This window comes from Streptomyces graminofaciens (assembly GCF_030294945.1).
Taxonomy (GTDB): Bacteria; Actinomycetota; Actinomycetes; order Streptomycetales; family Streptomycetaceae; genus Streptomyces; species Streptomyces graminofaciens.
Genome location: NZ_AP018448.1, coordinates 3,961,143 through 3,983,103 on the forward strand (window position 1 = coordinate 3,961,143; position 21,961 = coordinate 3,983,103).

Here is a 21,961-nt window from a genome sequence, read left to right on the forward strand (position 1 = left end):
CCGGACATACGTTCCTCCGCGTGAACTCTGACGTAGCCCCACACAGAGCCGGTGGCTCCGAGCCGACCGACTCCTCCGTCGCCCCCATACCCAGTGCGACACCCCGCGCCCGGCGCTCGCTCCTGCGCGCCGCGCTGACCGGCACCGCCGTCCTCGGCACCGGTCTCGCCGTCGGCACCGTCCCGGCCGCCGCGACCACCGGCCGTGCCCGCCACTCCGCCCCGGTCCCCACCCGGCCGAGCACGCCCGACCAGGCGCTCAAGGAGCTGTCGAAGGGCAACCGCCGCTGGCGCACCCTCCACCAGCAGCACCCCAACGAGGGTGCCGCGGTCCGCAAGGCCCTGACGACCGGTCAGCACCCCTTCGCCCTGATCCTCAGCTGCATCGACTCCCGCGTCCCCCCGGAGCTGGTCTTCGACCAGGGCCTCGGTGACCTGATGACCGTCCGCAGCGCCGGTGAGGTGCTGGACGAGGCCGTCCTCGGCTCCGTCGCGTACGGCGTCCTCGAACTGGACATCCCCCTGGTGCTGGTGCTCGGCCACCAGTCCTGCGGCGCCGTGAAGGCCGCCGTGCAGGCGGACAGGACCGGTGACAGGCTCCCGGCCCACATCCAGTACGTGGCCGACCAGATCACCCCGGCCATCGACCACAGCGTGGACGGCGACGCCCGGGTCGACGCGACCATCGACGCGAACGTCCGCCTCGTCCGGTCCCGCCTCGCCGCCGAGCCGGACCTCGCCGCGAAGGTGAAGGCGGGCGAGGTCGCCATCGTCGGCGCCCGCTACGAGCTGACCACCCAGCGCGTGCATCTGCTCAAGTAGCGGACCCCGGCAAGGGGAAGGCGGCCCCGGAGCACAACCTCCACCGGGGCCGCCTCAGTGCCGCCGCGGCTCAGTCCTCGACGGGGGTGGTGTCCCGCTGGCGCACCGAGTGGACGTCGGACAGCTGCGAGCCGCCGCTGGTGGAGACCTCCACGAACGTGACCTTCCCCCGGGCCGGACCCCGCCGGTGGCGGCTGGTCACCGCATCGTCCGTGTCGGTCGAGGAGTGCTCGGCGCCGTCGCAGACCGCCCGGCTCCCGCCGGCTCCCTTGCGGGATCGCTGGTCCGCATGCTGGAGCGAGGGCGAGACGGCGACACTGCCGCCGCCGACACAGCGGTAGGTGCCGGAGACCATGACGGGGCCGTCCTCGGCGACAAGGCCCGGGGAGTGGACGGTCACCCCCTCGGACGGCTCGGGCTTGGCCACGGCGGCCGGTGCGGCGGCGAGCAGCAGCAGCGCGGCGCCGAGGGCCGCACCGAGGGCCTGGGGAATACGGGAACGGGACATCGGATTACCTCCTTGAGCTGGGGCTCCAGAGGTACCGGCCGCGCCCTCCCGGACAGGTGATCACCACTCCTTAGACGGCGCGTCGCCTCGGCCGTCTCCCGTACGTCCCCACCTCCACGTCCCCCGATGTGTCCGCGTCCTGTCACAACACGTCCGGGTGCTGTCACGGCTCGCCGCCACGCCTTTCGACGAGTTCCGGACGCGGGCATCGTCTGTAGTGCGAGGCGGCGACAGCCGCCGGCACTCACAACGACGTGGAGGCCCGCCATGTGTTCCCACCAGCCCCTGTGCCCTTCGGCCACCAGCCCCGACCGCGACGCCGCGCACATCGTCGCCTTCCACCCCGAGCAGGGCTGGAACCTGCTGTGCAACGGGGCGATCGTCTTCGACGACACCGGTGAGCTCCTCCCCGACGGCAGCGTCGTCGCGCCGAGCCGTATCGCCGTCGCCGCCTGACACCCTCACGGGCTACGGCAGCACCGCGAACCCGTCCAGCTCCACCAGCGCCCGCTCGTCCCAGAGCCGTACGGCGCCGATCACCGCCATCGCGGGATAGTCCCGCCCCGCCAACCGCTGCCAGATCCGCCCGAGTCGAGGCGCACGAGCCCGGTACTCGGCGACGTCCGTGGCGTAGACCGTGACCCTGGCGAGGTCGGCCGGAGTGCCTCCGGCGGCCGCCAGCGCGGTCAGCAGATTGCCGAGCGCCCGCTCGAACTGCTCCTCCAGCGTGTCCCCCACGACTATGCCGTCCCCGTCGAGCGCGGTCTGCCCGGCGAGGAAGACCACCCGGCTGCCGCTCGCGACCACGGCGTGCGAGAAGCCGGTCGGCGGCGACAGTTCGGCGGGATTCACCCGCTCCACACCGCTCATCGGGCGTACAACTCCTTCGCGATGATGGCCCGTTGCACCTCGCTGGCCCCCTCGTAGATACGCGGCGCCCGCACCTCGCGGTAGAGGTGCTCCAGCAGGTGCCCGCGCTTCAGCGCCCGCGCCCCGTGCAGCTGGACGGCCGCGTCGACGACGTACTGCGCGGTCTCCGTGGCCAGCAGCTTCGCCATCGCGGCCCGTTTCGGCACCTCCGGGTCGCCCTGGTCGTACGCCGTCGCCGCCGCGTGGACCATGAGCCGGGCCGCCTCCGTGCGCATCGCCATCTCGGCGACCTGGTGGGCCACCGTCTGCAGGTCCCGCAGCCTGCCGCCGAACGCTTCGCGCTCCGAGGTGTGCGCGAGCGTCGCGTCCAGCGCGGCCTGGGCCATCCCGACCGCGAAGGCGCCGACACTCGGGCGGAACAGATTGAGGGTGCCCATGGCGACCCGGAAACCCCGGTCGGGTTCGCCGAGGACGTCGGCCGTCGTGACGGGTACGGCGTCGAAGGCGAGCGTGCCGATCGGGTGCGGGGAGAGCATGTCGAGCGGGGCGCCGGTGAGGCCGGGGCGGTCGGCGGGGACGAGGAAGGCGGTCACGCCCCAGGCGCCCGCGCCGGAGGTCGTCCGGGCGAACACCGTGTAGCAGTCGGCCTCGGGGGCGTTGGAGATCCAGCACTTCTCGCCGGTCAGCCGCCAGCGGCCCGTCCCGTCGGCTTCCGCCGTCAGCGACAGGGCCGCCGCGTCCGAGCCCGCCCCCGGCTCGCTGAGCGCGAACGCCGCCACCGCGCTGCCCTCGGTCACCCGGGGGAGCCAGCGGGCGCGCAGCTCCTCGGCGCCGTACGCGTGCACCGGATGGGCGCCCAGGCCCTGGAGGGCGAGCGCGGTCTCGGCCTCCGTGCAGGCGTACGCCAGGGACTCTCGCATCAGGCACAGGTCGAGCGCGCCCGAGGTGAACAGGCGGCGCAGCAGACCGAGTCGGCCGAGTTCGGTGACGAGGGGGCGGTTGACGCGGCCCGGTTCGCCCTTCTCGGCGAGCGGGCGCAGCTGTTGGGCGGCCAGGGCGCGCAGCTCGGCACCCCAGGCGAGTTGTTCCGGTTCGAGCGAGAATGCGGTCATCGCCGTCCTCTCCGGCCCGTCGGGTCGCCTCCACGTTATCGCGCACTGTTGACCGCCGTCACCAACGCGCTACGCTCCTGGAGCGAGCACCTACGACATGCGAGCCCACCACGACAGGGGGCGGAACGTCATGAATCTCGGGGTCAGCGCCCACACGGACACCTTCGCTCGCGACCATCTCCCGCCGCGCGAGCAGTGGCCCGACCTGACGTTCGACCTCCCCGAGCTGCGCTACCCGGCCCGGCTCAACGCCGCTGCCGAACTGCTCGAAGGGGCCGCCCCGGACCGGCCCGTGTTCCACACGCCCGCCGGGGAGAGCTGGACGTACGGCGAGCTGCGCAGCCGCGTCGACGGCATCGCCCATGCCCTGACCGGCACCCTCGGCGTCGTCCCCGGCAACCGGGTGCTGCTGCGCGGCCCGACCACGCCCTGGCTGGCCGCGTGCTGGCTGGCGGTCCTGAAGGCGGGGGCGGTCGCGGTGACGGTGCTCGCGCAGACGCGGCCGTACGAGCTGGCGACGGTGTGCGAGCTGGCCCGGGTGACGCACGCGCTGTGCGACATCCGGTCACTGGACGATCTGGCGAAGGCCGAGGTACCGGGGCTCAGGATCACCGCGTACGGCGGTGACGCACCCGACGACCTGCTCAATCTGCCGGTGCCGCACGGGCCGTACGAGGCGGTCAGGACGGCGGCCGACGATGTGGCGCTGATCGCGTTCACGTCCGGCACGACCGGTCGGCCGAAGGGGTGCATGCACTTCCACCGCGATCTGCTGGCGATCGCGGACACCTTCTCGAAGCATGTGCTGGCGCCCCGGGCGGACGACGTCTTCGCAGGTTCTCCCCCGCTGGGCTTCACGTTCGGGCTCGGTGGTCTCGTCGTCTTCCCGATGCGGGCGGGCGCCAGCGCGCTGCTGCTCGAACAGGCGGGTCCGAAGCAGTTGCTGCCGGCGATCGCCGGGCACCGGGTGTCGGTGCTGTTCACGGCGCCGACGGCGTACCGGGCGATGCTGGGGGAGATGGACGGGCACGACGTCTCGTCCCTCAGACGGTGCGTCTCCGCCGGTGAGAACCTGCCCTCGGCCACCTGGGAGGCCTGGCGGGAGCGGACCGGGCTGCGGATCATCAACGGCATCGGCGCGACCGAACTGCTGCACATCTTCATCTCCGCCGCCGACGAGGGCATCCGCCCGGGGACGACGGGGGTGCCCGTACCGGGGTGGCACGCGCGCGTGCAGGACGAGAACGGGGTGCCCGTGCCGGACGGGCAGCAGGGGCTGCTCGCGGTCCGCGGCCCCGTGGGGTGCCGCTATCTGGCGGATCCGCGGCAGCGGGAGTATGTGCGGGACGGCTGGAACCTAACGGGTGACACCTATGTCCGTGAGCCCGACGGCTACTTCCGGTTCGTGGCACGAGCCGACGACATGATCATCTCGGCCGGGTACAACATCGCCGGCCCCGAGGTCGAGGACGCCCTGCTGCGCCATCCGGACGTGCGGGAGGCGGCGGTCGTCGGGCGGCCGGACGAGGCGCGCGGTCAGGTCGTGGTGGCGTATGTGGTCGTCCGGCCGGGGGCACCCGGGGACCCGGAGGCGCTGCGCGCGTTCCTGAAGGCGGAGCTGGCGCCGTACAAGTGTCCCCGCGAGGTCGTCCTGCTGGACGCGCTGCCGCGCACAGCGACCGGAAAGCTTCAGCGGTTCCGCCTTCGTACCGCGAGTGACCAGCGGTGATACCGCACCTCAAGTGATCAGCAGCGACACTGAAGACTTAAAATGATCAATGTGTCCGAACAGCACGCACCACGTTCGCTCATCGTCACCTTCTACGGCGCCTACGGCCGTTCGGTGCCGGGCCCCGTGCCCGTCTCCGAGCTGATCCGGCTGCTCGCCGCGATCGGTGTCGACGCGCCCTCCGTCCGCTCGTCGGTCTCCCGGCTGAAGCGGCGCGGACTGCTGCTGCCCGCCCGTACGGAGGCGGGCGCGGCCGGCTACGCCCTGTCGGACGACGCCCGGCAACTCCTCGACGACGGCGACCGGCGGATCTACGCGCCGGCGCCGGAGCAGGACGAGGGCTGGGTCCTCGCCGTGTTCTCCGTGCCCGAGTCGGAGCGGCAGAAGCGGCATGTGCTGCGCTCCCGGCTGGCCGGGCTCGGCTTCGGCACGGCCGCGCCGGGCGTGTGGATCGCGCCGGCCCGGCTGCACGAGGAGACCCGGCACACCCTCGTCCGGCTGCGGCTCGACCCGTACGTGGATCTCTTCCGGGGCGAGCACCTGGGGTTCGCGGCGACCGCCGAGGCCGTGTCGCGGTGGTGGGACCTGGCCGGGATCGCCAAGCAGCACGAGGCGTTCCTCGACCGGCACGCGCGCGTGCTGCGCGACTGGGAGCGCCGCGCCGACACCCCCGAGGAGGAGGCGTACCGCGACTATCTGCTCGCCCTGGACTCGTGGCGTCATCTGCCGTACGCCGACCCGGGGCTGCCCGCCGCGCTGCTGCCCGCCGACTGGCCGGGGGTCCGCTCGGCGGCCGTCTTCCGGGCGCTGCACGCACGGCTGCGGGACGCGGGGGCGGTCTTCGCCGGGGTTGCCACCTCGTGAGCATGTCGACCTAAGAGAACCGTTCCTGAAGACTGAGCGGGAGTGAGTCCTGTTGCCAGGTCTCGTGCTCGGCCGAACGCCCCGGACGGTGTTGGGCGTTCTGGTTGCCCGCGTTCGCTTCGCAGCCGGGCGGCACGGATCGTGTCCGTGGTCCGGGGATGCGGGGGCGGGGTTCCTCACGCCCAGGAACACTCGGTCCGGCCTGGACGGTCCGATGCCCCACCGCATCACTCCGGTGTAGTGGGGGCGGTGTCGTCCGTCGCCGGATCGGGTGTCCCTGGGCGCGCCTTCCGATCGCCACAGCGGCGGCATCGTGGCGAGTGGTCTTACGAGTCGTGGTGGTGAGGGGTTCAAGAACCCATCGCCATGGGAAACGAGCGCCCCCCCCATGAAGGTCACGCATTCGATGGAGGAACGTCAGTTCACCACCGAGAACCGACCCCGGTCGAGGTGTGCAGCGAGCGTGACGCGAAGGGTCTGTACGCCCGTCAGGCCGCCGGCCGGCTCAAGGGCCTGACCGGTGTCGACGACCCGTACGAGCCGCCGGTCGACCCGGCGCTGGTCCTCGCCGCCCAGCACCAGACGCCCGAGGAGTCGGCCGCGTCGGTGTACGCGATGCCGGCGGAACGGGGCCTCGTATGACCGTCCACGCCCTGTCCCACCTGGACGCCCTCGAATCCGAGGCCGTCCATTCCTCCGCGAGGTGGCGGGCGAGTTCGAGCGGCCGGTGATCCTCTTCTTGGTGTACGCGCCGCAGTCCCTGCCCCGAAAGGGGGCACGGGGAGTCGCGCGACAAGCCCCCACCGGCCCGCAGTCGAAGAACTCACCCCTGCGGGCCTGGCGGCGCGGCCCCCGCTCGCGCAGCTAGGACAGAGTCAGCCGTGGCTTCGGCGCGTCCGTGCGCCCCGTACGCGGACGCCGACTGCCCGCCCGGTACTGGGCGGGCCAGCCGACGCCCGCCCCCTCGTACCCCTGTTCCGCCGCCGCGTGCAACGTCCAGTGCGGGTCGTACAGATGCGGCCGCCCCAACGCGCACAGATCCGTCCGCCCGGCCAGGATCAGCGAGTTCACGTCGTCCCACGAAGAGATCGCCCCCACCGCCACCACCGGCACCCCCACCTCGTGCCGGATCCGGTCCGCGAACGGCGTCTGGTACGAGCGCCCGTACTCGGGACGCTCCTCGGCGACGACCTGCCCGGTCGAGACGTCCACGGCGTCCGCGCCGTGCGCCGCGAAAGCCCGGGCGATCTCGACGGCGTCCTCGGCTCTCGTCCCGCCGTCGGCCCAGTCGGTCGCGGAGACACGGACGGTCATCGGCCGCTCCTCCGGCCACACCGCCCGTACGGCGTCGAAGACTTCGAGCGGGAAGCGCAGCCGCCGGTCGAGCGATCCCCCGTACCGGTCGGTGCGCCGATTCGTCAGCGGGGAGAGGAAGCCGGAGAGCAAGTAGCCGTGCGCACAGTGGAGTTCGAGGAGATCGAAGCCGCAGCGGGCGGCCCGCCACGCTGCGGAGGTGAACTGTTCGCGGATGTCAGTGAGTTGGGCGCGGGAGAGTTCACGAGGGGTCTGGCTGCCCGGCTTGTACGGGATCGGGGACGCGGCCACGAGGGGCCAGTTGCCGTCCTCCAGGGGCTCGTCGATGCCCTCCCACATCAGCTGGGTGGACCCCTTGCGCCCGGAGTGCCCGAGCTGGAGGCCGACGGCCGTGCCCGGCGCCTGTGCGTGCACGAACCTCACGATCCGGCGCCAGGCCTCCGCCTGCCGGGGGTTCCAGAGCCCGGCGCAGCCCGGGGTGATCCGCCCCTCCGGGCTGACGCACACCATCTCGGTCATCACCAGCCCGGCGCCACCGAGGGCACGCGCGCCCAGATGGACGAGGTGGAAGTCCCCGGGGACGCCGTCCACAGCCGAGTACATGTCCATCGGCGAGACGACCACCCGGTTGCGCAGGGTCAGGCCGCGCAACCGGAACGGGGTGAACATCGGTGGCGTATCGGGCGGGCAGCCGAACTCGCGCTCCACGGCCCCGGTGAAGTGCGCGTCCCGCAGCCGGAGGTTGTCGTGCGTGACGCGGCGGCTTCGGGTGAGGAGGTTGAAGGCGAACTGCCGGGGAGGCTGGCCCAGATACAGCCCGAGGTTCTCGAACCACTCCAGGCTGGCCCGCGCCGCCCGCTGCGTGGACGCGACGACAGGGCGCCGCTCCTCCTCGTACGCCGCGAGCGCCCGTGCCAGATCCGGCTGTTCCTCCAGACAGGCGGCCAGCGCGAGCGCGTCCTCGACGGCGAGCTTCGTACCGGAGCCGATGGAGAAGTGCGCGGTGTGCGCGGCATCGCCGAGCAGTACCAGATTGCCGTGCGACCAGTGCTCGTTGACGACCGTGCGGAAGGTGGTCCAGGCGGACTTGTTGGACCTGAGCGGCCGTCCGCCGAGCGCGTCCGCGAAGATTTTCGCGCACCGCTCGACCGACTCGCGCTCGTCCATCCCCTCGAACCCGGCAGCCCGCCACACGTCCTCGCGCATCTCCACGATGACGGTGGAGGCGTCCGCCCGGTAGGGATAGCCGTGCAGCTGCATCACGCCGTGCTCGGTTTGGGCGATCTCGAACCGGAACGCCTCGAAGGCGAAGTCGGCGGCGAGCCAGATGTAGCGGCAGCGGTGCTCCTCGACGGCCGGCCGGAACACCTCCGCGTACGCCTCGCGTGTCGCGCTGCCCACCCCGTCCGCCGCGACGACCAGGTCGTACGTCTCGCAGAGCCACTCCGGGTAGGGGGCCTCCGTACGGAAGCGGAGGTCGACGCCGAGGGAGCGGCAGCGCTCGTGCAGGATCTGCAGGAGCCGGCGGCGGCCCAGCGCGGCGAAGCCGTGGCCTCCGGCGGTGTGGCGGGTGGCTCCGTGGACGATGTCTATGTCGTTCCAGCGGACGAAGTGCTGCTGGAGGGCCTCGTGGACGACCGGGTCGGCGTGTTCGATGCCGCCGAGGGTTTCGTCGGAGAGGACGACGCCGAAGCCGAAGGTGTCGTCAGGGGCGTTGCGTTCCCAGAGGGTGATTTCGCGGGACGGGTCCAGGCGTTTGAGGAGGGCGGCGGTGTAGAGGCCGCCGGGGCCGCCGCCGATGATCGCGACGCGGTGGGGACGGCTGGTCCCGTCGTGCGGCTGCTGGTTGTTCGTGGCTGGTCGCGCCCCTCGGCGGAGCCGCGTGTCGACACCGCCCCGCGCCCCTTGGGGCGTCACGGTCACCGTCCCCTCCATTTGGGAGGGCGTTTTTCCTTGAACGCCGCGTGGAACTCCGCGTAGTCCTCGCCGTTCATCAGCAGGGCCTGGGTGGCGGCGTCCAGTTCGACGGAGGCGGCCAGGGGCATGTCCAGCTCCGCCGTGAGGAGGGCCTTCGTCTGGGCGTGGGCCAGGGCCGGGCCGTCGGCCAGGCGGCGGGCCAGGGTCCGGGCGGCCTCGTCGGCGCCGCCCTCGTCCGTCAACTGGCTGATCAGACCGATCCGCTCGGCCTCGGGGGCGCGCACCGGTTCGCCGAGCATCAGCAGGCGGGTGGCGTGGCCGAGGCCGACGACGCGGGGCAGCAGATAGGCGGCGCCCATGTCGCCGCCGGAGAGGCCCACGCGGGTGAAGAGGAAGGAGAAGCGGGCGGTGGGGTCGGCGACCCGGAAGTCGGCGGCCAGCGCGAGGACGGCCCCTGCGCCCGCCGCGACCCCGTGCACGGCGGCGATCACCGGGAACGGGCACTCCCGTACGGCCCGGACGACCTGCCCCGTCATCCGGTTGAAGTCGAGGAGCTGGGAGGTGTCCATGGCGAGGGTGGCGCCGATGATCTCGTCGACGTCACCGCCGGAGCAGAAGCCGCGGCCCTCACCGGCCAGCACCAGTGCCCGTACGGACTTCTCGCGGGACAGTTCGGCGAGCAGATCGCGCAGGTCGGCGTAGGCGCCGAAGGTGAGCGCGTTGAGCTTTTCGGGGCGGGCGAGGGTGACCGTGGCGACGCCCTCGGTGATCGCGCACCTCACATGGCGCCAGTCGGAGGTGCGTGCGGCGGAGCCGGTGAAGGGACTCATGACGGGCGGCCTCCTCGCTGGGGCTGCCGCGGTGTGGCGGCTGCGAGCGACTACTCCATTACTCCGTGCGTTCTCCTTGCACTCCAGAAGCTATCACCGATATCTGACCACCGTCACGACCGCGCGATAGAGGATCGGCCGCCGGATCGGCACGGGCCGGTTGATGGCGTGGCTGCGTCACGGGCTCTCGACAGGGCCGTAACGGTGGACTCGGTCGCGCGAGGCGGGGCGTTGGGGTGGGTACACGGAGCGACAGCGGGGCCGAGTGGCCCGGGCGACGACGCCCGCCGAGTGCTTCCGCCGCCTCGCGCCGTACCATTCCTCACGTTGAAAGCAGGACGGCTGATGACCTGCTCCATGAACGGATCCACTGCCTTGCAAGAACCCTCCACCCCCGCCTCCTGGCGCATCGCGCTGCCGCAGACCGCCGCGGCCGTGCCCGTGGCCCGCGCGCTGGTCCGTACGGCGTTGACGGAGCTGGAGCACGGGGCCGACTGCGACACCGCGGAGCTGCTCACGGCGGAGCTGGTGGCGAACGCGGTGGAGCACGCGGTGGGGAGTGGGCCGATAGAGCTGGTGGTGGAGCTGCTGCCGGGGGGCTGCAAGGTCGAGGTGCATGATCCGGATCCGGCACCGCCGGGGGATCTGACGGCGCCGGGCTGCGACCACCCCGATCCCTGGCAGGAGCACGGCCGGGGACTGCTGCTGATCCGAGCCCTCAGCTCGTCCTGCGGCCACCGCCCCACGGACTCGGGCAAGGCGGTGTGGTTCCGCCTCCCGACGGTGCCCCCGCAGCGACGTCCGTAGCTCTCCCGCACAAGGGACGAGCTCGGAACCCGCCCCTCACGCCAGCGTCGCCACCAGCACCGCCTTGATCGTATGCAGCCGGTTCTCCGCCTCGTCGAAGACCACCGAGTGCGCCGACTCGAACACCTCGTCCGTGACCTCCAGGGAGTCGAGGCCATGGGCCTCGTGGATCTCGCGTCCGACCTTCGTGCCGAGGTCGTGGAAGGCCGGCAGACAGTGCAGGAACTTCACGTCCGCGTTCCCGGTGGCGCGCAGGACGTCCATCGTCACGGCGTACGGGGACAGCGCTCCTATCCGCTCGCGCCACACCTCCTTCGGCTCCCCCATCGAGACCCAGACATCGGTCGCGACGAAGTCCGCCCCTTCGACCCCTTCCCCGATGTGCTCGGTGAGCGTGATCCGCGCCCCGCTCTCCTCCGCCAGCTTGCGCGCACGGGCCACGATCTCCTCCGCCGGCCAGTACGCCTGCGGCGCGACGATCCGCACGTCCATGCCGAGCAGCGCCCCGGTGACCAGGTAGGAGTTGCCCATGTTGAAGCGGGCGTCGCCGAGGTACGCGAAGGCCATCTCTTCGAGCGGCTTATCGCTGTGCTCGGTCATGGTCATGACGTCGGCGAGCATCTGGGTGGGGTGCCAGTCGTCGGTGAGACCGTTGTAGACCGGCACCCCGGCGTACGCGGCCAGCTCCTCGACGTTCGCCTGGCTGTCCCCGCGGTACTCGATCGCGTCGAACATCCGGCCGAGCACCCGCGCGGTGTCCCGTACCGACTCCTTGTGGCCCATCTGCGAGCCCGACGGGTCGAGGTACGTGGTCCGGGCACCCTGGTCGGCCGCGGCGACCTCGAACGCGCAGCGCGTACGCGTCGAGGTCTTCTCGAAGATCAGCGCGATGTTCCGGCCCCGCAGGTACTGGGTCTCCGTCCCGGCCTTCTTCGCCGCCTTCAGCTCCGCGGCCAACTCGATCAGACCGCGGAACTCCGCCGCGGTGAAGTCCAGCTCCTTGAGGAAGTGGCGCCCGGCGAGGGCGTTCGGGACAGTCGCCATGGGTCACTCCAGGTCAACGGTGGCAGGGGCGGGGCACGAACGGATGGAAGTCCGACAGAGGTCCGCCGGAGGTCCGACGCACACTCAAATGGAAGTCTATACGATGACCCACATTTCTATACGGCCGCCCGTTCCACCGGACAGCTCATACAGCGCGGCCCGCCCCTGCCCCGGCCCAGTTCGCTGCCCGGGATCTCGATCACCTCGATGCCCTGCTTGCGCAGATGCGTGTTGGTGGTGGCGTTGCGCTCGTAGGCGACGACGACACCCGGTTCGACGGCGAGCACGTTGCAGCCGTCGTCCCACTGTTCCCGTTCGGCCGCGTGCACGTCCTGGGTGGCGGTCAATACCCGGACCTCGTTCAGCCCCAGCGCGGCGGCGATCGCGCGATGCATGTGCTCCGGCGGATGGTCGGTGACCTTCAGTTCCTTCTCGCCGACACCAGGCTCGATGGTGTACGAGCGGAGCATGCCGAGCCCGGCGTACTGGGTGAAGGTGTCGCCGTCGACCATGGTCATCACCGTGTCGAGGTGCATGAAGGCCCGCCGCTTCGGCATGTCCAGCGCCACGATCGTCTGCGCGGACCCGGCGGCGAAGAGCTTGTGCGCGAGCATCTCCACGGCCTGGGGCGTGGTCCGCTCGCTCATGCCGATCAGGACCGCGCCGTTGCCGATGACCAGGACGTCGCCGCCCTCGATGGTGGAGGGGTAGTCGGCCTGACCCTCCGACCAGATGTTGAAGACCTCCCGCCTGAAGAGGGGGTGATGGCGGTAGATCGCCTCGAAGTGGACCGTCTCGCGCTGGCGGGCCGGCCAGCGCATGGCGTTGATGGAGACACCGTCGTAGATCCAGGCGGAGGTGTCGCGGGTGAAGAGGTGGTTGGGGAGCGGGTCGAGGAGGAATTCGTCCAGCTCCATGACATGGAAGCGCACGGAGGCCGGTTCCGCGTGGGCCTCAAGGAACTCCCGCTTGGTCATACCGCCGATCAGGGCCTCGACCAGCCCGGCCAGCGGGAGGGACTCGAAGGCGGCCCGGAGGTGGTCCGTGGCGAGCGGACCGTACTCCTTCTCGTCGAAGACCCGGTCCAGGACGAGCTCGCGGGCCACGGGGATCCGCAGGACGTCGGTGAGGAGGTCGCCGAAGAGGTGGACGGCGACTCCCCGGTCGCGCAGCACGTCCGCGAAGCCGTCGTGCTCGGCGCGCGCCCGGCGCACCCACAGCACGTCGTCGAAGAGCAGCGCGTCCTTGTTGCTGGGGGTGAGCCTTTTGAGCTCTAGGTCAGGCCGGTGCAGGATGACGCGGCGCAGCCGCCCGGCCTCGGAGTCGACATGGAATCCCATGCCTTCATCCTGACCATTCGCGCGCCTGTTCACCCGCCGGTCGGCCGGATCCGAACCCTTCAATCTCGTCCTCTTGACGATAAGTGAAGCCCTCCATTATCGTCTAAGTGACGCGAACAATCCCGCGAGGGACCGGCGAGGGGGATCATCCATGGCCGACATCACCAGACGGCTCGGCTGGCGGCATCTGCGCGGCGCGCCCACCGCCCACATCCGCCACCACCGCTCCGGGCGGCTCGTGCACGACGGCCCGGGCCTGAGCTTCTGGTACCGGTCGCTGACCGCCGCGCTCTCCGAGATCCCGGTGGACGACCGGGAATTGGCGATGACCTTCCACGCCCGTACGTCCGACTTCCAGGACATCGCGGTGCAGGCGACGGTGACCTACCGGGTCAGCGACCCGGCGACCGCCGCCGCCCGTCTGGACTTCTCCGTCGACCCCGACACTGGCGTCTGGCGCGGCGCGCCCCTGGAGCAGCTCTCCACCCTGCTGACCGAGACGGCCCAGCAGCACGCGCTGGACGTCCTGGCCCGTACGTCGCTGTCGTCGGCCCTGGTCGACGGGGTCGCGGCGGTCCGGGAGCGGGTGGCGAGCGGGCTGGCCGCCGAGCCCCGGCTGCCCGCCACCGGCATCGAGATCGTCGCCGTACGCGTGGTGGCGCTGCGGCCCGAGCCCGAGGTGGAGCGGGCGCTGCGGACCCCGGCGCGGGAGCAGATCCAGCAGGAGGCCGACCGGGCTACGTACGAGCGGCGGGCCGTGGCCGTCGAGCGGGAGCGGGCCATCGCGGAGAACGAGCTGGCCAGCCAGATCGAACTCGCCCGACGTGAGGAGCAGTTGGTCGAGCAGCGGGGGACCAACGCCCGGCGTGAGGCCGAGGAGCGCGCCGCCGCCGACGCGGTGAAGGCCAAGGCGGAGGCGGCCCGTACGGTACGGCTGGCCGAGGCGGAGGCCGCGCGGACCGTGAAGCTCGCGGAGGCCGAGGCGGAACGGAGCGTCAAGCTCGCCGACGCGGAGGCGATCCGCCAGGTGCGGCTCGCCGAGGCGGAGGCAAGGGCCTCGCGTGCCGTCGGCGAGGCGCGGGCCGAGGCCCAGGCGGCCTGGCTGCGGGTGCACGACGAGGTGGACGCGGCGACCCTGCACGCGCTGACCGGGACCCGGCTCGCGGAGAACCTGCCGAGGATCGAGAGCGTGACGGTGTCGCCGGACGTGCTGACGGGGCTGCTGGCCAGGCTGGGCGGCGGGGGCGCGGCCGGAGACTCCGCGTGAGTCTCGCGCCCAGGGTCGTGCTGGTCCATCGCATCACGGAGTACGAGGAGTTGGTGGCCCGGCACGGCACGCACGGCCAGGCCGCCTTCTTTCTGCGCTCCCGGGGGCGGGACATCGAGGAGGTCGCCGAACGGCACCACCGCGATCGGCGGGTGCTCGCCGAGGTGACCTCCACGGTCCCGCTGACCTGGCGTCAGGCCCGCGTCGAGCGGCGGGACCTGGACCGGTTCCTGTTCGCCCCCGAGGACGTCGTGGTCGTCGTCGGGCAGGACGGGCTGGTGGCCAATGTCGCCAAGTACCTCGCGGGGCAGCCGGTGGTGGGGATCAACACCGACACCGGGCGCAATCCGGGGGTCCTGGTCCGCCATCGCCCGGAGCACGCGGGCAAGTTGCTCGCCTCCGCGCTCGAACAGCGAAGCCGGGTCGACGAGTTGACCATGGTCGAGGCCGTCGCCGACGACACCCAGCGGATCGTCGCCCTCAACGAGATCTACCTCGGCGCGGCCGGACACCAGACCGCCCGGTACCACCTGGGGCTCGACGGCGACAGGGGTGCCGTCGAGCCCCAGGCCTCGTCGGGGGTCCTGGTCGGCACCGGCACCGGGGCGAGCGGCTGGATCCGGTCCGTGTGGCAGGAGCGGTCGAGCGGGCTGCCCCTGCCAGGCGCCACCGAGACCAGTCTGCTGTGGTTCGTACGCGAGGCCTGGCCCTCCCCCGCGACGGGAACGTCCCTGGTGGCGGGCCGGCTGGAGGCGTCCGCCCGGCTGCGGCTCACCGTCGAGTCGGACCGCCTCATCGCCTTCGGGGACGGCATGGAGGGCGACGCGCTGGAGCTGACCTGGGGGCAGACGGTGGAGGTGGGGGTGGCGGGGGTCCGGCTGCGGCTGGTGGGCTGACGCCCGGGCCCGGTGCGGGTCGGCAGACGGCCGTGGCCGCCCGGCGACCGGCCGTTGCCCACTCGCCGGGCCCGTCGTCGACACCGCGATGACCGAGACGATCAACAGTTCAGCCGATCTGAGCCCCGTCTGCGGCACGGGCGCCGACAGCGGCCTGGTGCTGTTCCCGCCGTCGTACGGGGCGACGCAGTCGGCCATCGGCGCCGGGGGCACGGGAGCGGTCCCGGTCGGTCGACTCGGCCTATGGCTCGGCTGGTTCGCCGCGACGGCGGTGGTCGGACTGCTCGGCCTCCGGCGGCGTACGCGCTGCGCTACGGCGCCGGAAGCCGGCCTCCTGAGTCGGCGGTGTCAGAGCTCGTCGTGGCGCGCCTGGACGACGGGCGCGGTCGAGGCCCCCTTGCGGCGCTTCCTGTGGGTGTAGGCCTCGATGGCCTCCCACAGCCCACGCCGGTCGACCTCCGGCCAGGGCTCGTCGGTGAAGTACAGCTCGGCGTAATGCGCGTGCCAGGGAAGGAAGTTGGACACGCGCAGCTCGCCGCTGGTACGCCACATCAGGTCGACGTCGGGCATGGCGTGGTGGGGCAGATGACTCGCGAAGAGCTGCTCGGAGACGCGGCCCGGGTCGATCTCGCCGGCCAACGACGCACGGGCCAACGACGCGCCCGCTCGGGCGAGTTCGGCGCGGCCGCCGTAGTTGACACAGACATTGAGGGTGAGGCCCGTGCGGTGCCGGGTGGCGTGCTCCTGGCGGCGCAGGACCTCCACCACGTCCTCGGGGAGCCCGTCGGGGGAGCCCACCCAGCGCAGCCGTACGTCGTGCTGGAGCAGTTCGCCGTCGAGCAGTTCGGCGCGCATGATCGCGAAGAGCTTGGCGACCTCGTCGGGCGAGCGCTTCCAGTTCTCGGTGGAGAAGGCGTAGACCGTGAGGTGCTGGAGGCCGATCTCCAGGGCGCCCTGGACGACATCGCGCAACGCGACCGCTCCGGCGCGGTGGCCCTCGTCGCGCGGCAGACCGAGCGCGGTGGCCCAGCGGCCGTTGCCGTCCATGACGATCGCCACATGGTGCGGCAGCAGGGCGGCCGCTATCTCGGGCGGGCGTACGCCGTCGCGGTGCGGGCGCGGCGGCAGCGGCGGGTCGGCGACCGGCACCGGCTGCCACTCGGGGGTGTCCTCCGGGATGTCCACGGCGGACGGCTTGTCCGCCGCGACCGTCTCGGGCGGCAGGGTCAGCCGCCAGACCACCGCGGCCCGGGCGCGGGACGGGCCGAGGATCCGCCACTGCTTGTGGCGGGGGACGCGTACCGGTCGGCTCAGTGCGTCGCCTCCGGCCCGCACGATCGCGTCCAGTTCGGCGCCGAACAGGTCGACGGTGGTGTCCAGGACGATCGCGGGCCCCAGCGGCAGCGTGCTCCGCAGGGCCCGGCGCGCCGCGTCCAGCCAGGCTCGCGCCTCGCCGGCGAGGTGGGTGATCAGCTCCCGGACGGCGGGGGTCCACCGGCGGGCGATCAGGTCGGCCGGGGTGACATCGAAGCGTTCGAGCACCTCGGTCGGGAGCCACACATGCCCGCCGTCGAGGTCCTCGGGGAGGTCGCGGAGCATGTCGGTGAGGAACAGGCCCTCCACGAAGCGGGTGAAGCCGGGCAGGTCCCTCAGGCGCACGGGCACGGGCATGCCACAGCGCGCCAGTATCCGCATGAGCTGTTCGGGCCAGCTGACGTTCTGGGCGTGGGCGCGCTCCCGCCACTCCTGCCAGGTCGCGACGCCCTCGCGGCCGTCGTCCTGCTGCACCGCGTCCAGCGCGCCGAGCAGATCGCCGAGGTCCAGCCCCCAGCGCCGCACCGCGTCGGTCAGGGCCAGGCGGATCGGGTCGTCGCTGGTCCCGCTCGCCAGGTCGGCCTCCAGCGCGGCCCGCCATTCCCGGAGCTGGTTGCCCCGCTCCTGGGGAGTCTCGTCGGAGAAGTCGAGCAGGTCGTCGGCGTGGGCGAAGGCGGCGTACATGGCCCAGCACGCCGGTCGTACGGACGGCGGCATCAGGTCCATCAGGGCGTGCTCGGTGGGCCTGGTCCGCCGGACCAGACTGCGGCACTCCTCGTAGGCGGCGTCGACCGCCGACGCTTTCGGCCCGGACCGCGCTGTGGTGCGACGCAAGGGGAACCCCTCATACCTTCGAACTGAGACCGATGGGACCGGCTCGGGTGACGTCGATCGGCTGCGATCGCTGTCACCCGAGCACTGCCGGAACCGCTGGAACCATTCGAAGGCAGTGCACGGCCACGCCTGCTTGCGACATTATCAGCCGCAAAGTCGCCTCACAGGCGCGGGTGCGCCGGTCACGGAGGAGGGGTTTCTCCGCTCACAGTCGGGGGTCGACCGGCTCCGACTCCAGGGCCAGCACCCCGAACACCGCCTCGTGCACCCGCCACAGCGGCTCGCCCTCCGCCAGCCGGTCCAGGGCCTCGAGCCCCAGGGCGTACTCACGGATGGCCAGGGACCGCTTGTGGTTGAGGAACCGGCCGCGCAGCCGGGTGAGGTTCTCCGGCCGGGTGTACTCCGGGCCGTAGATGATCCGCAGGTACTCCCGGCCCCGGCACTTGATGCCCGGCTGCACCAGCCGCCCCTGCCCTCCCCCGCTCTCGGCTTCGCTCGGGCGGGGGCGCCCCACCCGTACGACGGCCTCGACGGGCTTGACGACCATGCCCTCGCCGCCGCGCCCGGTCATCTCCAGCCACCAGTCGATCCCGGCGCGTACGGACTCCTCGTCGCCGGTGTCGACGAAGAGGCGTCGCGTGGTCTGGAGCAGTCCGCTGCCGTCGTACTCGACGAGCCGGTCGATGAGGGCCAGCTGCTCGTCGTGCGGGAGGGCTGCGAGGCTGCGGCCCTGGACGGCGAGGATCTGGAAGGGGGCCAGCCGGACACCCTCCAGGCCGTCGGTCGTCCAGCAGTAGCGGCGGTACGCGTCGGTGAACGCGGCCGCGTCGGCGGCCCGCTCGCGCTGCTTGCCCAGCAGCTCGCCCACGTCGACGCCCCGTGCAGCCGCGCCCTCCAGGGCGGCCAGCGCGCCCGGGAACACCGCGCCCGAGGCGGCGCCGACGGCCGCGTACTGGGTGCGCAGCAGCCCGGACGCCTTCAGCGACCACGGCATCAGCTCGGCGTCGAGCAGCACCCAGTCGGTGTCCAGCTCCGCCCACAGGCCAGCCGCCTCCATCGCGTCGCGCACCCGGCCGAGGATCTCCTCGGTGCGGGCGGCGTCGTCGAAGAAGGGGCGGCCCGTACGGGTGTACAGGGACCCCGTGGGGCCTCCCCCACTCTCGGCTGCGCTCGAGCGGGAGGTGCCCCCAACGCCGAAGCGCTCGCGGGCCGCGTCCGCGTCACGGCAGACCAGGGCGACGGCCCGCGACCCCATGTGCTTCTCCTCGCACACGACCCGCGCGACCCCGTCCTCCTTGTACTGCGCGAACGCCTCGGCCGGGTGCTCCAGGTAGCCCTCGATGTGCGAGGTGGCCGTGGGAGCCATGGTCGGCGGCAGGTACGGCAGCAGGCGCGGGTCGACCGCGAAACGGCTCATGACCTCCAGGGCGGCCGCCGCGTTCTCCTCGCGGACCGACACCCGGCCCGCGTGCCGGGTCTCGACGACCCGACGGCCGTGCACGTCGGCCAGGGCCAGCGGACGGCCCTCGTGGCCGCCGGGCGCCTCGGAGGCGAGCGGCCTGGTCGGCTCGTACCAGACCTTCTCGGCCGGTACGTCGACCAGCTCGCGCTCCGGCCAGCGCAGCGCGGTGAGCTTGCCGCCGAAGACGGCGCCCGTGTCGAGGCAGATGGTGTTGTTCAGCCAGGTGGCGGTGGGCACGGGGGTGTGGCCGTAGACCACGGCCGCGCGGCCCCGGTAGTCCTCCGCCCACGGGTAGCGCACCGGCAGGCCGAACTCGTCGGTCTCGCCGGTGGTGTCGCCGTACAGGGCGTGGCTGCGCACCCGGCCGGAGGTACGGCCGTGGTACTTCTCCGGCAGACCGGCGTGGCAGACGACCAGGCGGCCGCCGTCGAGGACGTAGTGGCTGACGAGCCCGTCGATGAACTCGCGGACCTGCTTCTTGAACTCCTCGCTCTCGCCGTCCATCTGCCCGATGGTCTCGGCGAGGCCGTGGGTGTGCTGGACGTTGCGGCCCTTGAGGTAGCGGCCGTACTTGTTCTCGTGGTTGCCGGGCACGCAGAGCGCGTCGCCCGAGCCGACCATCGACATCACGCGGCGCAGGACGCCCGGGCTGTCCGGGCCCCGGTCGACGAGGTCGCCGACGAAGACGGCCGTACGGCCCTCCGGGTGCACGCCGTCGACGTAGCCCAGCTTGCCGAGCAGCGACTCCAGTTCGCTCGCGCAGCCGTGGATGTCGCCGACGATGTCGAAGGGGCCGGTGAGGTGGGTGAGGTCGTTGAAGCGCTTCTCGGTGACGACCGTGGCGCTCTCGACGTCCTCCACGCCCCGCAGGACGTGCACCTTGCGGAAGCCCTCGCGCTCCAGGTGGCGCAGGGAGCGGCGGAGTTCGCGGGTGTGGCGCTGGATGACGCGGCGCGGCATGTCGGCGCGGTCGGTGCGGGACGCGTTGCGCTCGGCGCACACCTCCTCGGGCACGTCGAGGACGATGGCGATGGGCAGCACGTCGTGCTGCCTGGCCAGCTCGATCAGCTGCTTGCGGGACTCCTGCTGCACGCTGGTGGCGTCGACGACCGTACGGCGGCCGGCCGCGAGGCGCTTGCCCGCGATGTAGTGCAGGACGTCGAAGGCGTCCTTCGTCGCGCTCTGGTCGTTCTCGTCGTCGGAGACCAGGCCGCGGCAGAAGTCGGACGAGATGATCTCGGTGGGCTTGAAGTGCCGTCGGGCGAACGTCGACTTGCCCGAACCGGACGCGCCGATGAGGACGACGAGGGAGAGGTCGGTGACGGGGAGGGTGCGTCCCTCGGCCGTCTCGTCGGTGGTCTCGCTCATGCCGCCTTCGCCTCCTTCTCGTCGGTGTTGCGCTGCTTGAACACAGCCATCTGGGTGGGCGGTCCCACCTCGGGGTCGTCGGGTCCGACGGGCACGAACCCGACCTCGTAGCCGTGCCGTTCGGCCACCTTGGCCGCCCAGGTGCGGAACTCCTCGCGGGTCCACTCGAAGCGGTGGTCGCCGTGGCGGACGTGACCTGCGGGGAGGGTCTCCCAGCGGACGTTGTACTCGACGTTCGGGGTCGTCACGAGGACGGTGCGCGGGCGGGCCGCGCCGAACACCGCGTACTCCAGGGCGGGCAGCCGGGGCAGGTCGAGGTGCTCGATGACCTCGGAGAGCACGGCGGCGTCGTAGCCCTTGAGCCGGTTGTCGGTGTAGGCGAGGGAGCTCTGGAAGAGCTGGACGCGGGAGGCCTGGCGCTCGCCCATGCGGTCCAGCTTGAGGCGGCGGGACGCGATGGTGAGCGCGCGCATCGACACGTCCGTGCCGACGATCTCGGTGAAGCGGACGTCCTTGAGCAGCGCCTGCACGAGTTGACCCTGACCGCAGCCGAGGTCGAGCACGCGGGCGGCGCCGGAGTCCTTGAGGGCGGCGATGATCGCCTCCCGCCGCAGCACGGCGAGCGGCGTCGCCTTCTCCTCGGCCCGGGTCTCCGCCTGCCCCTCTGCCTGGTTCTCCGCCTGGCCCTCCGTCTCGCCCTTCTCCGTCTCGCCGTTCTCTGTGTCGCTCTCCGTCTCGCTCTCCGTGTCGTCGACGGCGTTGTCGATCGCCTCGACCTCGCTGTCGTCGGCCTCGGCGAGTCGTACGAGTTCCAGGCGCTCCATGGCCTGCCGGGTCAGCGACCAGCGGCGGGACAGGTAACGGCTGGTGATCAGCTTCTGCTCCGGGTGGTCCGGGAGCCAGCCCTCGCCCACCCTCAGCAGCTTGTCGACCTCGTCGGACGACACCCAGTAGTGCTTGGCGTCGTCGAGGACCGGCAGCAGGACATAGAGGTGGCGCAGCGCCTCGGCCAGGGTCAGCGACTCCGACTCCAGGACGAGCCGTACGTAACGGGAGTCGCCCCATTCCGGGAACTCGGTGTCCAGGGCGACCGCCTCGGCGGTGACCGTCCAGCCGAGCGGGGCGAAGAGCTTGCCGACCAGGTCGGGGCCGCCGCGGGCGGGCAGCGCCGGTATCTCCACGCGCAGCGGGCGGGCCTGCTCCGCCAATTCGGGCCGGGCCTTGCAGTGGCCGCGCATCGCGCTGGAGAAGACGTCGTTGAGGGCGACGGCGAGGAGCGAGGAGGCCGCGTACGGGCGGTCGTTGACGTACTGGGCGAGCGCCGCGTCGGGTGCGCCGCCGCGGCCCTTGCCCTTGCCGCGCCGGACCAGCGCCACCGCGTCCACCTCCAGCAGCAGCGCGGCCGTGCACCGCTCGGGGCCCGCCTCGGGATAGAGGACGTGCGCCTTGCCGTAGGAGGTGGAGAACGCCTGCGCCTTGTCGGGATGCTTGTGCAGCAGGAAGCCGAGATCGGTCGCGGGGCGCTCTGGGGTACCGGTGGTACTGATCGTCAGGAACACGGTGGGCTGGCCTCGAAGTCGGGTGCGAATCCGGTCGGCGAGTGCTCGTCAAGTGCGTTGCCAAGTGGCTCGTCGAGTCGGCGGTCGTGTGGACCGTCATGCCAA

Annotated in this window: 17 protein-coding genes and 2 pseudogenes; 8 read left to right on the forward strand and 11 right to left on the reverse strand. The window is 72.1% G+C overall.

The window, feature by feature from the left end; translation table 11 throughout:
- The first annotated feature begins 20 nt into the window (after positions 1-20).
- Complete coding sequence (locus SGFS_RS16905; protein ID WP_286251176.1) at positions 21-821, forward strand: carbonic anhydrase; 801 nt, start codon at positions 21-23, stop codon at positions 819-821.
- 70 nt (positions 822-891) lie between these two features.
- Here SGFS_RS16905 and SGFS_RS16910 read toward each other — a convergent pair whose 3' ends face one another.
- A complete protein-coding gene (locus SGFS_RS16910; protein ID WP_286251177.1) occupies positions 892-1,329 on the reverse strand; it encodes a DUF6299 family protein in 438 nt (145 codons plus the stop codon).
- A gap of 267 nt (positions 1,330-1,596) precedes the next feature.
- Here SGFS_RS16910 and SGFS_RS16915 point away from each other — a divergent pair, with 267 nt between their 5' ends.
- The gene (locus tag SGFS_RS16915; RefSeq protein WP_286251178.1) at positions 1,597-1,785 is read left to right on the forward strand and encodes a DUF5999 family protein; all 189 of its coding nucleotides are present in this window, start codon (positions 1,597-1,599) and stop codon (positions 1,783-1,785) included.
- Positions 1,786-1,797: 12 nt separating this feature from the next.
- On the opposite strand, the gene SGFS_RS16920 is transcribed toward SGFS_RS16915, so the two are convergent.
- Entirely contained in the window at positions 1,798-2,199 is a 402-nt protein-coding gene (locus tag SGFS_RS16920; protein ID WP_286251179.1) for a RidA family protein, read from the reverse strand.
- Positions 2,196-3,311, reverse strand: a complete 1,116-nt coding sequence (locus SGFS_RS16925) for an acyl-CoA dehydrogenase family protein (protein WP_286251181.1) — start codon at positions 3,309-3,311, stop codon at positions 2,196-2,198. The genes SGFS_RS16920 and SGFS_RS16925 overlap by 4 nt, the downstream gene beginning before the upstream one ends.
- Before the next feature lie 130 nt (positions 3,312-3,441).
- Between SGFS_RS16925 and SGFS_RS16930 the strand changes: the two genes are divergently transcribed.
- Both SGFS_RS16930 and SGFS_RS16935 read left to right on the forward strand, forming a co-directional pair.
- Positions 3,442-5,040 carry an AMP-binding protein gene (locus SGFS_RS16930; RefSeq protein ID WP_286251182.1) on the forward strand — a complete coding sequence of 533 codons (1,599 nt, stop codon included), beginning with the start codon at positions 3,442-3,444 and terminating at the stop codon, positions 5,038-5,040.
- 42 nt (positions 5,041-5,082) lie between these two features.
- A complete protein-coding gene (locus SGFS_RS16935; protein WP_286251183.1) occupies positions 5,083-5,904 on the forward strand; it encodes a PaaX family transcriptional regulator in 822 nt (273 codons plus the stop codon).
- A 10-nt stretch (positions 5,905-5,914) separates the two neighbouring features.
- On the opposite strand, the pseudogene SGFS_RS16940 reads toward SGFS_RS16935, so the two are convergent.
- A pseudogene (locus SGFS_RS16940) lies at positions 5,915-6,256 on the reverse strand (IS200/IS605 family accessory protein TnpB-related protein); the annotation flags it as partial.
- Positions 6,257-6,339: 83 nt separating this feature from the next.
- Between SGFS_RS16940 and SGFS_RS16945 the strand changes: the two are divergent.
- Positions 6,340-6,546 (forward strand): annotated as a pseudogene (locus SGFS_RS16945) (adenylyl-sulfate kinase); the annotation flags it as partial.
- A 222-nt stretch (positions 6,547-6,768) separates the two neighbouring features.
- On the opposite strand, the gene SGFS_RS16950 reads toward SGFS_RS16945, so the two are convergent.
- Positions 6,769-9,153 (reverse strand): bifunctional salicylyl-CoA 5-hydroxylase/oxidoreductase, encoded by a 2,385-nt coding sequence (locus SGFS_RS16950; protein WP_286251184.1) that lies wholly within the window; start codon positions 9,151-9,153, stop codon positions 6,769-6,771.
- The gene (locus SGFS_RS16955; RefSeq protein ID WP_286251185.1) at positions 9,138-9,965 is read right to left on the reverse strand and encodes an enoyl-CoA hydratase family protein; all 828 of its coding nucleotides are present in this window, start codon (positions 9,963-9,965) and stop codon (positions 9,138-9,140) included. Before SGFS_RS16955 ends, SGFS_RS16950 begins: the two co-directional genes overlap by 16 nt.
- A gap of 345 nt (positions 9,966-10,310) precedes the next feature.
- Between SGFS_RS16955 and SGFS_RS16960 the strand changes: the two genes are divergently transcribed.
- The gene (locus tag SGFS_RS16960; protein WP_286251186.1) at positions 10,311-10,772 is read left to right on the forward strand and encodes an ATP-binding protein; all 462 of its coding nucleotides are present in this window, start codon (positions 10,311-10,313) and stop codon (positions 10,770-10,772) included.
- Between the two features lie 36 nt (positions 10,773-10,808).
- Here the strand turns inward: SGFS_RS16960 and argF are convergent, their stop codons facing one another.
- Together argF and SGFS_RS16970 are read right to left on the reverse strand one after the other, a co-directional pair.
- A complete protein-coding gene (gene argF, locus SGFS_RS16965) occupies positions 10,809-11,816 on the reverse strand; it encodes an ornithine carbamoyltransferase (RefSeq protein ID WP_286251188.1) in 1,008 nt (335 codons plus the stop codon).
- A gap of 116 nt (positions 11,817-11,932) precedes the next feature.
- Positions 11,933-13,156: an arginine deiminase gene (locus SGFS_RS16970; RefSeq protein WP_286251190.1), complete on the reverse strand. Its 1,224-nt coding sequence runs from the start codon at positions 13,154-13,156 to the stop codon at positions 11,933-11,935.
- A 151-nt stretch (positions 13,157-13,307) separates the two neighbouring features.
- Between SGFS_RS16970 and SGFS_RS16975 the strand changes: the two genes are divergently transcribed.
- Entirely contained in the window at positions 13,308-14,423 is a 1,116-nt protein-coding gene (locus tag SGFS_RS16975; protein WP_286251191.1) for an SPFH domain-containing protein, read from the forward strand.
- Complete coding sequence (locus SGFS_RS16980) at positions 14,420-15,319, forward strand: NAD(+)/NADH kinase (protein WP_286251192.1); 900 nt, start codon at positions 14,420-14,422, stop codon at positions 15,317-15,319. Before SGFS_RS16975 ends, SGFS_RS16980 begins: the two co-directional genes overlap by 4 nt.
- A 348-nt stretch (positions 15,320-15,667) precedes the next feature.
- On the opposite strand, the gene uppS is transcribed toward SGFS_RS16980, so the two are convergent.
- The 3 genes from uppS to SGFS_RS16995 all read right to left on the reverse strand — a co-directional run bounded on the left by uppS (position 15,668) and on the right by SGFS_RS16995 (position 21,856).
- Positions 15,668-17,467, reverse strand: coding sequence for a polyprenyl diphosphate synthase (gene uppS / locus SGFS_RS16985; RefSeq protein WP_286251194.1), 1,800 nt, complete (start codon positions 17,465-17,467; stop codon positions 15,668-15,670).
- A gap of 205 nt (positions 17,468-17,672) precedes the next feature.
- Positions 17,673-20,297, reverse strand: a complete 2,625-nt coding sequence (locus SGFS_RS16990) for a polynucleotide kinase-phosphatase (RefSeq protein ID WP_286251196.1) — start codon at positions 20,295-20,297, stop codon at positions 17,673-17,675.
- Positions 20,294-21,856 carry a 3' terminal RNA ribose 2'-O-methyltransferase Hen1 gene (locus tag SGFS_RS16995; protein WP_286251198.1) on the reverse strand — a complete coding sequence of 521 codons (1,563 nt, stop codon included), beginning with the start codon at positions 21,854-21,856 and terminating at the stop codon, positions 20,294-20,296. Before SGFS_RS16995 ends, SGFS_RS16990 begins: the two co-directional genes overlap by 4 nt.
- Positions 21,857-21,961 lie beyond the last annotated feature (105 nt).

Bases quoted from the DNA above. Each gene is read 5' to 3' on its own strand.
- SGFS_RS16910 (WP_286251177.1), bottom strand. From the start codon at position 1,329: ATGTCCCGTTCCCGTATTCCCCAGGCCCTCGGTGCGGCCCTCGGCGCC.
- SGFS_RS16915 (WP_286251178.1), top strand. From the start codon at position 1,597: ATGTGTTCCCACCAGCCCCTGTGCCCTTCGGCCACCAGCCCCGACCGC.
- SGFS_RS16920 (WP_286251179.1), bottom strand. From the start codon at position 2,199: ATGAGCGGTGTGGAGCGGGTGAATCCCGCCGAACTGTCGCCGCCGACC.
- SGFS_RS16925 (WP_286251181.1), bottom strand. From the start codon at position 3,311: ATGACCGCATTCTCGCTCGAACCGGAACAACTCGCCTGGGGTGCCGAG.
- SGFS_RS16930 (WP_286251182.1), top strand. From the start codon at position 3,442: ATGAATCTCGGGGTCAGCGCCCACACGGACACCTTCGCTCGCGACCAT.
- SGFS_RS16935 (WP_286251183.1), top strand. From the start codon at position 5,083: ATGATCAATGTGTCCGAACAGCACGCACCACGTTCGCTCATCGTCACC.
- SGFS_RS16950 (WP_286251184.1), bottom strand. From the start codon at position 9,153: ATGGAGGGGACGGTGACCGTGACGCCCCAAGGGGCGCGGGGCGGTGTC.
- SGFS_RS16955 (WP_286251185.1), bottom strand. From the start codon at position 9,965: ATGAGTCCCTTCACCGGCTCCGCCGCACGCACCTCCGACTGGCGCCAT.
- SGFS_RS16960 (WP_286251186.1), top strand. From the start codon at position 10,311: ATGACCTGCTCCATGAACGGATCCACTGCCTTGCAAGAACCCTCCACC.
- argF (WP_286251188.1), bottom strand. From the start codon at position 11,816: ATGGCGACTGTCCCGAACGCCCTCGCCGGGCGCCACTTCCTCAAGGAG.
- SGFS_RS16970 (WP_286251190.1), bottom strand. From the start codon at position 13,156: ATGGGATTCCATGTCGACTCCGAGGCCGGGCGGCTGCGCCGCGTCATC.
- SGFS_RS16975 (WP_286251191.1), top strand. From the start codon at position 13,308: ATGGCCGACATCACCAGACGGCTCGGCTGGCGGCATCTGCGCGGCGCG.
- SGFS_RS16990 (WP_286251196.1), bottom strand. From the start codon at position 20,297: ATGAGCGAGACCACCGACGAGACGGCCGAGGGACGCACCCTCCCCGTC.